General features: G+C 49.5%; 9 protein-coding genes. 2 read left to right on the top strand and 7 right to left on the bottom strand.

Annotated elements, in window-relative coordinates:
- The 3 genes from ACMHXH_RS13385 to rph all read right to left on the bottom strand — a co-directional run.
- A partial coding sequence (locus ACMHXH_RS13385; RefSeq protein WP_186297179.1) for a transposase domain-containing protein occupies positions 1–275 on the bottom strand: 275 nt, incomplete at its 3' end.
- A 148-nt stretch (positions 276–423) separates the two neighbouring features.
- The gene (gene pyrE / locus ACMHXH_RS13380) at positions 424–1,065 is read right to left on the bottom strand and encodes an orotate phosphoribosyltransferase (protein WP_025010866.1); all 642 of its coding nucleotides are present in this window, start codon (positions 1,063–1,065) and stop codon (positions 424–426) included.
- A gap of 105 nt (positions 1,066–1,170) precedes the next feature.
- Positions 1,171–1,884: a ribonuclease PH gene (gene rph / locus ACMHXH_RS13375; RefSeq protein WP_025010865.1), complete on the bottom strand. Its 714-nt coding sequence runs from the start codon at positions 1,882–1,884 to the stop codon at positions 1,171–1,173.
- A gap of 180 nt (positions 1,885–2,064) precedes the next feature.
- Here rph and ACMHXH_RS13370 point away from each other — a divergent pair, with 180 nt between their 5' ends.
- Both ACMHXH_RS13370 and ACMHXH_RS13365 read left to right on the top strand, forming a co-directional pair.
- On the top strand, positions 2,065–2,928 hold the full coding sequence (locus tag ACMHXH_RS13370; RefSeq protein ID WP_039035361.1) for a YicC/YloC family endoribonuclease: 864 nt from the start codon (positions 2,065–2,067) through the stop codon (positions 2,926–2,928).
- Between the two features lie 139 nt (positions 2,929–3,067).
- Positions 3,068–3,358, top strand: a complete 291-nt coding sequence (locus ACMHXH_RS13365) for an Arm DNA-binding domain-containing protein (protein WP_413738162.1) — start codon at positions 3,068–3,070, stop codon at positions 3,356–3,358.
- Here ACMHXH_RS13365 and ACMHXH_RS13360 read toward each other — a convergent pair.
- From ACMHXH_RS13360 to ACMHXH_RS13345, 4 genes are all read right to left on the bottom strand, one after another.
- A complete protein-coding gene (locus ACMHXH_RS13360; protein WP_101056441.1) occupies positions 3,320–4,324 on the bottom strand; it encodes a YecA family protein in 1,005 nt (334 codons plus the stop codon). The two genes, ACMHXH_RS13365 and ACMHXH_RS13360, sit on opposite strands and share 39 nt — an antisense overlap.
- Positions 4,325–4,341: 17 nt before the next feature.
- Positions 4,342–5,691, bottom strand: coding sequence for a type II toxin-antitoxin system HipA family toxin (locus ACMHXH_RS13355; protein ID WP_071476412.1), 1,350 nt, complete (start codon positions 5,689–5,691; stop codon positions 4,342–4,344).
- Positions 5,681–5,971: a helix-turn-helix domain-containing protein gene (locus tag ACMHXH_RS13350; RefSeq protein ID WP_071476413.1), complete on the bottom strand. Its 291-nt coding sequence runs from the start codon at positions 5,969–5,971 to the stop codon at positions 5,681–5,683. The genes ACMHXH_RS13355 and ACMHXH_RS13350 overlap by 11 nt, the downstream gene beginning before the upstream one ends.
- 515 nt (positions 5,972–6,486) lie before the next feature.
- A complete protein-coding gene (locus ACMHXH_RS13345; RefSeq protein WP_335912697.1) occupies positions 6,487–7,602 on the bottom strand; it encodes a multidrug effflux MFS transporter in 1,116 nt (371 codons plus the stop codon).
- Positions 7,603–7,637 lie beyond the last annotated feature (35 nt).

Here is a 7,637-nt window from a genome sequence, read left to right as displayed (position 1 = left end):
GCAACGTAATCCACCTCTTGAGGTAAGACGATATCAAGCTTATTGATGAGAGAGCGGACGGACTCGCCTCTGAATAGAGCCATACCAATCACCGCCCAAATCATGGCATCCATAGGTAACTTACGCCGCCTTAAACTGGCAACACCATGTGAATCAAGGCACGACTGAATTAACTCAGGCTCAAGCACATCGGCCAGACAGGTGAATTCGGTAAGACGATTGATATGAGTACGCGCCAAAGCTTCTGAAAGTTGCATAAAAAAATCCGATGACATGGGGTCATCGGATTTTGATCCTTTCAGTGAGATCGTCAAGCGATCTGTCTTAACTGATCGGCATTACTGCCAAGGCAGCGTTTTTTGTTGGACTGTACAGAAAGTTACTCAAGCTTCTTTAAGAGCTGAGATTCTATCCTGGACGGCATTAAATACCGTACTGTTCACGATAGGCGCTAACGGCGGCCAACTCTTGCTCCATCCCCGGTTTCTCGGCCAGGTAGGCAATCAAATCGGCCAGCTTGATGATGGCCACTATCTGGCAACCAAAGTCGCGCTCCACTTCCTGAATGGCAGACAGTTCGCCCTTGCCCTTCTCCTGACGGTCGAGGGCAATCAATACCCCGGCCAGAGTCGCGCCATTGGCCTGAATGATCTCCATGGACTCGCGAATAGCGGTACCTGCGGTGATCACATCATCCACCAACATCACCTTACCCTTGAGCTCGCTGCCAACCAGATTGCCGCCTTCGCCGTGGTCTTTCTTCTCTTTACGGTTAAAACAGTAAGGAATATCCAGATCATGGTGTTCGGCCAAGGCTACAGCTGTGGTTGTGGCGATGGGGATCCCCTTGTAGGCCGGGCCAAACAGGAGATCGTAGTCGATACCGGCATCCACCAGCGCAGCAGCATAAAAACGGCCCAGGCGGGCCAGATCCCGCCCTGTGTTAAACAGACCGGCATTGAAGAAGTATGGGCTCTTGCGGCCGGACTTCAGGGTAAACTCACCGAATCTCAACACCTGACGCTCAAGGGCAAATTCAATAAACTCGCGCTGATAGGCTTTCACGATCTCTCCTCTTGTGATTATGGGTAAGCCCTTAAGGCTCACGGGTACGAAAAAGTACTCTCTGGAGTACGAAAAAAAGGACCCTCATGGGGTCCTTAAAAAAACTTAACTCAATGCAGCCTTCTGCACATCGATAATCTCACGAATGCCATGCTTGGCCAGCTCCAGCAGACTCAGCAACTCTTCATGGCTGAACGGCTCGCCTTCGGCGGTGCCCTGGATCTCGATGATCTTGCCGGTTTCTGTCATCACCACGTTCATATCGGTTTCGGCGGCGCTGTCTTCGATATATTCCAGGTCACAGATAGGCTCACCTTCAAAAATCCCCACGCTCACGGCGGCGATAAGGAACTTGAGCGGATTGGCCTTGAGAATACCCTTGGCACGAGCCCAATTAAGCGCATCCACCAGAGCCACACAGGCACCAGTGATGGCCGCAGTGCGGGTACCGCCGTCGGCCTGAATCACATCACAGTCGATCACTATGGTGTTTTCACCCAGCAGCTTCATATCCACAGCAGCGCGCAAAGCACGGCCGATGAGGCGCTGAATTTCCTGGGTACGACCAGACTGCTTGCCCCGGGCCGCTTCGCGATCCATACGGCTATGGGTAGAACGGGGCAACATGCCATATTCTGCCGTCACCCAACCTTGGCCCTGGCCTTTGAGAAATCTCGGCACCCCTTCGGTAAAACTGGCGGTACAGAGTACTTTGGTATCGCCGAACTCGACCAGCACAGAACCTTCCGCATGGGCGGTAAACTGGCGAGTGATTGAAATGGGGCGGGTTTGAGCCGGAGTTCTGTTGCTGGGACGCATAGTGAATTCCTGTATTTTGTCGTCTGGACTGAATTGGCTGCATATTATAGGGCCTTGCGGCGCTTGACGCCATGACGGATCCGTATCGAACCGACAAAGTGTATACACTTCACTTTAACCCCGGGGGCAAGCTGTCTATAATCCTCTGCTACACCCGTCTTCAAGCAACTGGAATATCTGATGATCCACAGCATGACCGCCTACGCCCGTATCGAGCATAAAGCCGACTGGGGCACAGCCTCCTGGGAAATCCGCTCAGTCAACCAGAGATATCTGGAAACCTATCTGCGCCTGCCGGAACAGTTCCGCAGCCTGGAGCCTGTGCTGCGAGACAGACTGCGCAAGCGTCTCAATCGCGGTAAGGTAGAAGTCAACCTGCGCTACGAGCTGAACGATCAACAAGGTACCCAGCTGAATATGAATCAGGACTTGGCACTGCAACTGTTGCAGGCCGCCAACTGGGTAAAACAGCAAGCCGGCCAGGGTGAGCTCAATCCAGTGGATATTCTGCGCTGGCCTGGGGTCATGTCCTCATCTGAGCAAGACATGGATGCCATTGCCGCCGAACTGCTCAAAGCCTTCGACGGCGCCGTCGATCAGTTTATCGAAGCCCGCGGCCGTGAAGGCAGCGCCATCAAAGAGATGCTGCTGACCCGCCTGGATGCCGTTGAAGCCCAGATCGCCATAGTCCGCGAGCACATGCCCAAGGTGATGGAATGGCAAAGGGAAAAACTCAGTAACCGCCTGGCCGAAATCCAGGGCGAACTGGACCCGGCCAGATTGGAACAGGAAATGGTATTGCTGGCCCAAAAACAGGATGTGGCCGAAGAGATGGACCGCCTTGAAGCCCATGTGGCCGAAGCCCGCCGGATCCTCAACAAGGGTGGCAGCGAAGGCCGCAGACTGGACTTCATGATGCAAGAGTTCAACCGCGAATCCAACACCCTGGCCTCCAAGTCAATCAGCAGCGAAATCACCGCCGCCGCGCTCGAGCTTAAAGTGCTGATTGAACAGATGAGAGAGCAGATCCAGAACGTGGAGTGATGTTTTAACATTCACAAGTACAGCATAAAGCCTCATTTTTTGAGGCTTTTTTGTTTTCAGAAGATTTCAGGTCTTTGCCTCTGTTTTCAACCAACTGGTGAGTTTAGTGGTGAGTAGGATTGATCTAGTATGCCCTTAAATGGTGAGTAACTTTCCATACCTAAGGAGAACTATATGGGCAAGCTCAATGCACGCAAAGTCGCCGCTTTGGCCAAAGATGAACCACGCAAAACCGCAGATGGTAATGGCCTCTACTTCGTTGTACCCGCCTCTGGAGAACCTTTTTTGGATCTTGCGATTTTCAATCAACGGTTGTCGTCCAGAAATGACAATTGGATCTTATCCAGAACTATCCCTTGCAGATGCACGAGATGCGGCCTTCACGATCTTTTTATATGTTAATTGTAAATTGAAACGTTTGTTTGAATAAGGGCTGAATTTGAGCTCTTCTGACGACCGGCTCAGCGTTTAAATAACGCCTTGGATCTATGGTGATAAATCCCCAAAACTGTAAAAATCGCTTAATAAACCTGGATTCAATGAGCATGCTTAAGTTTCTTTCTGGCGCGAAGTAATCATCTGTAGAGAATGCCTGTAGTAAATCGGGGAAAGCAGTCATCACCTCTTTAACAAGCTGCTCCACATTGTTGTGACACTGAATGCGCCACAGCATAAATAACCAAAATGGTCGCAAGTCGACATCGTATTCAAAGCCGTCCATATACCCCCAGTTATATTTGCTGATTGCGGCTTCTAACATAGGTTTGAAGAATGCTTGTATACCTAAAGCCTGATACTGTTGTTGTGCTAACTTTTTGACATGGTAGCGACCGCTGCGGCGATAAATAATGCTGCTAATTTCGGCTAGCACTCGGGTGTAGTGCAGGGCATTAAATTTATCTTCGTTACTGCCCGCAAACTCGCTGATGCTAATATTTTGTGGGAACTGAGCAACGGCAAACTCAGGCAATAACTCACTGGCCTGTTTGACCAACTTAGCCGGTAAGTTGCCTTTACTCGTGGCTTTGAATGACCCATCTTGCGCCATAGCCTCATCAAGAATAAGAGCTAAATAGCGCATCACAGGACTGGCTAAAAGCGCATCTGGTGTGCTGATTGTCACCCACTGTAATTCATCAAAAGGCGCATAAAGCCAATTGGCCATTTGCGTTGGTGTTACACCACAAAAATCGGGATGAGGTTGATTATTACGATCCTGCACTTTGTGCTGTAAAACAGTGTTGAGTTCATCAAGGCTCAAATTGGGGTTCATTGCCAGCATGGTGTCAATATCATCAAATATTTGGGCATGTTGCTTGGAGACACTGCTCATACAACAACGTTTAAACTTTTTACCACTGCCACAATGGCAAGGATCGTTTCGGCCAAGCTTCATGTTGTCCCTTCTTATTATTATAGAAAAAGCGCTTCATTTTCTTGTTTACGCTGGTTCAATGTATGAGTAATAGCAGACACTGTGATTTTACTTACCCCTTGCTGCTTTGCTAGATGAGCAAACTGACTGATGGCTTCTGCGACTTCTTCAATAACTTGCCTCACCTCATTCCAATTGGCAAAGCCTGCGCTGGCAGCCAGCTTTTGCATTAGCTTAAGCGGTGGCGCTTTGCCATAACCTCCAAAGGCAGTGGCATGTTCGTTAAATGGATGTGGGCTGTAGGTAACATCGTAAAAAGGTGCAGGATTCCATTGGCCATCGTCCGTTTGCAAAAAAGCCCAGTTTTTACTGTGATCGTCTTGGTTAGACGACAGCAGGTTAAAAATGGCACGGCGAAATTGCAGTTGCCCAGCGGCTGGAGATTTACACAGCTGTCGGCTGGCTTTGATTAAATCAATATAATCTAAACTTGGCGTTCGGAAGTCTGCATCAAGCAATCCGCAGGCGCTGTGCATATGCAAGCGGCCTGAACTGCGCTTGCTGCCTAAATTGGTCTGTTCAGCGACATAATCAAAACGCTTGAGTGCTAACCACGCAGGCGCACCGCTTGTATGCGGCGCTTCAATAAGTTGCCAAATTGGCGGTTGGCACTTTGCTTGCTCGGCCATTTGCAAATAAACCGCCTCGCACAAACCTTCTTCATGTCCGAGCGCTAGATTCTTCGAGGTAAACTTAATCAACCAAGCTTCATCACCGGGCTGTGCAAAGGTTCGACAATGCCGAGTTTCCCCAGCAGGCGTATAAATCTGCGCCTTTGGTCTTGCACCACCCGAACTACCTCCGGCGACTAATGCGGCCAACACGTGTTGAGTATGCCCATCTAACTCATCTTGGTTGTCGTCCATATAATCTGACATTGAAGAATCGAACAGTGTTTGTGCTTCTAAACCCAAGGTTGCTAAATCAATGTCAGCGTGCGTCGTGGCTGAAAACTCAGATACCGGAGAAAAAGAGAGCGCTCCCATACCTTTATCACCGACAAAAGCCAGTCTATCCATTGCTGTTAATTGATTAGGCAGAATGCCTTTTTGCCGGAAAATACGATCTTGTAACAGCATGCCCCAACCATCGGGCAAACAATCCCCGAATACACCATGCACACCTTGGTGTGGCTGTTTAGGTGCGGCTTGTACTTGTGTGCTTGCCTGAATAGTAAAAGGCGATAAATTGCCAAACTGCTGCAAATAGCTGTCTGCATACTGAAAAAAAACGCCTTGTCGATTCTGAGCCAAAACCCCTACAGTGACCTGCTCACCTGAGCTTAACGTACGGGATATGGTGAGTTTTTGAATGGGTTTAAAACTCATCTTTTAGCACCTCATCAATGCTAGATGGTGTAGAAACGCGTTCTTTACTTGGTAGCGTGAGCTGATAGAGCCTATCCAATGAGTCGAGGGTCTGCCAAAGCAACAGCAATTGACGAAATGAAATTTGCCCAGTCAGCTCAAACTTCTTAATAGTGGCCGCTGGGACGCAGCTTCGCTCTGCCAGTGCTGTTCGTGACAGCTTCGCTCGTTGACGTAACTCTCGTAAATAAGCCGCATAGGCTTGGCTTACATCGATATCATCAAGTAAAGTAAAATTCATTCGCAATGACTTATTGGATACAGTTATATCCATTGTATAGGAAAATAACCAGAAATGGCTATTATTGTATCCAATAAGTGCAGTGGTGTTGAAAGTTCACTCGATCAAGCCTTCCGAAACTGTTATTTTTGAACCCAACTGTAGAGTGAAAACGGCATTGTTTTTCCGTACTCATAACCAAGAAGTGCTACCAAGATTTAGTAAAAGCCATAGGTTAGTGGTAGGTTTTTTGGTGGTGGAGGCAGCCATTTTTGAACGGTTTATTTTTATAATTTATTGATTTTTAAAGGGTATAGTCTGCTGCTCAATAAGCAGTTCCTGAACCTAGAATAATGTTCCGCGCTGTTAAAAACGTTCAAAAATCCGGCAAACCCATAGCCCCTTCAATAAGGGGCTTTGTCATTTCTAGATCTTACCTAATAGCTGGTCGGCACGCACAAATGAACACTAAGACCGGAGACAGGGCCTAATAGCGCAAACTCTGCATTGAACAGTAGCCAACTGCAGCAAACTCATCAACGAACCCGGCTTACCAACAGCGCCATGCTGCCGCAGGCTAACAGTACCCATCCCAAGTGCTGCACCACACCTGCCAGAGCCAAGCCGCTGCCGATGAGTAAGTAGTACATCAAGCCGAACAGGGCACCGGCGCTGCCGGCCTGCTGTCGGTACTGAGCCAAAGCCATGCTGAGCACATTGGGGATAGCTATTCCGAATGCCATAACCACGAGTAGCATAGGCGCCAGAAACCCGATGGAGTTCAGCGAGAGTTGTACTCCTATGGCTCCCAGAAGCAGCAGTAAAGCGGCGCCTTGCAAGAGCTTGCCTTGAGAGACTCCCTTGGAGATCAGGCATTTATTGCTGTAGCTGCCAACCAGTGAGCCCAGGCCAAGGATTAAGCCGCTGTAACCAAACTGTTCCGGCGTGAACCCAAGCCTGGCAAAGTTGAATCCACCGAGTTGGTAGTAAGAAAACAGGGCGACGTTATAGGCAGTGACCAAGAGTGCGGATTGCCAGATTTGCCTGTCACCGAGCATACGTTTACTCAAGGCGACCAGTTGCAAACTCTGCTTGCTGGTACGGGTTTCCGGCAGCCTGATAAAACAATAGGCGAATAAACCCAAGGCCATAATAAACAAAGCCAAAAACACCGCATGATGACCACCCACCTTGACCAATTGGCCACCGGAAAACATGCCGATAACCGGGCTGATAGCAATCCCAAGTCCCATCACACTAAACACTTTCCCCAACTCTTCACCGCTGAAGGCGTCACGCAGCATGGTTTGGGTGACGATAGAGCCGACAGCAATACCAAAAGCGCTGCAGGCTCTGGCGGCCATCAGCACGGCGAAGCTGGTTGTTGACATGGCCACCCAGGCTGCGACGCCATAGATAAAGAGTCCCAGCAACATGGCCTGGCGACGGCCGCAAGTGTCGGCCACTATGCCCCACACTGCCACGCCCAAAGCGAAAGCCAGGAAATAAACCGATAGAGTTTGCGCCGCCTGAGGGTAGGACACGGCAAATGTCTGCGAAATCGCCCCCAGGGCCGGGCTGTAAATGGTTTCCACTATTTGCGGGAACATTAGTAGCGCCAGCATCAACCATAGCGAAGGTTTGGTTTTCATCTCTTATCCTTATCACAATCAAGCAAGCTGCAAAC

Source organism: Shewanella sp. BJSY2023SW001 (genome assembly GCF_047314685.1).
GTDB classification, from domain to species: Bacteria; Pseudomonadota; Gammaproteobacteria; order Enterobacterales; family Shewanellaceae; genus Shewanella; species Shewanella indica.
This window is presented reverse-complemented; position numbering and strand designations above follow the sequence as displayed.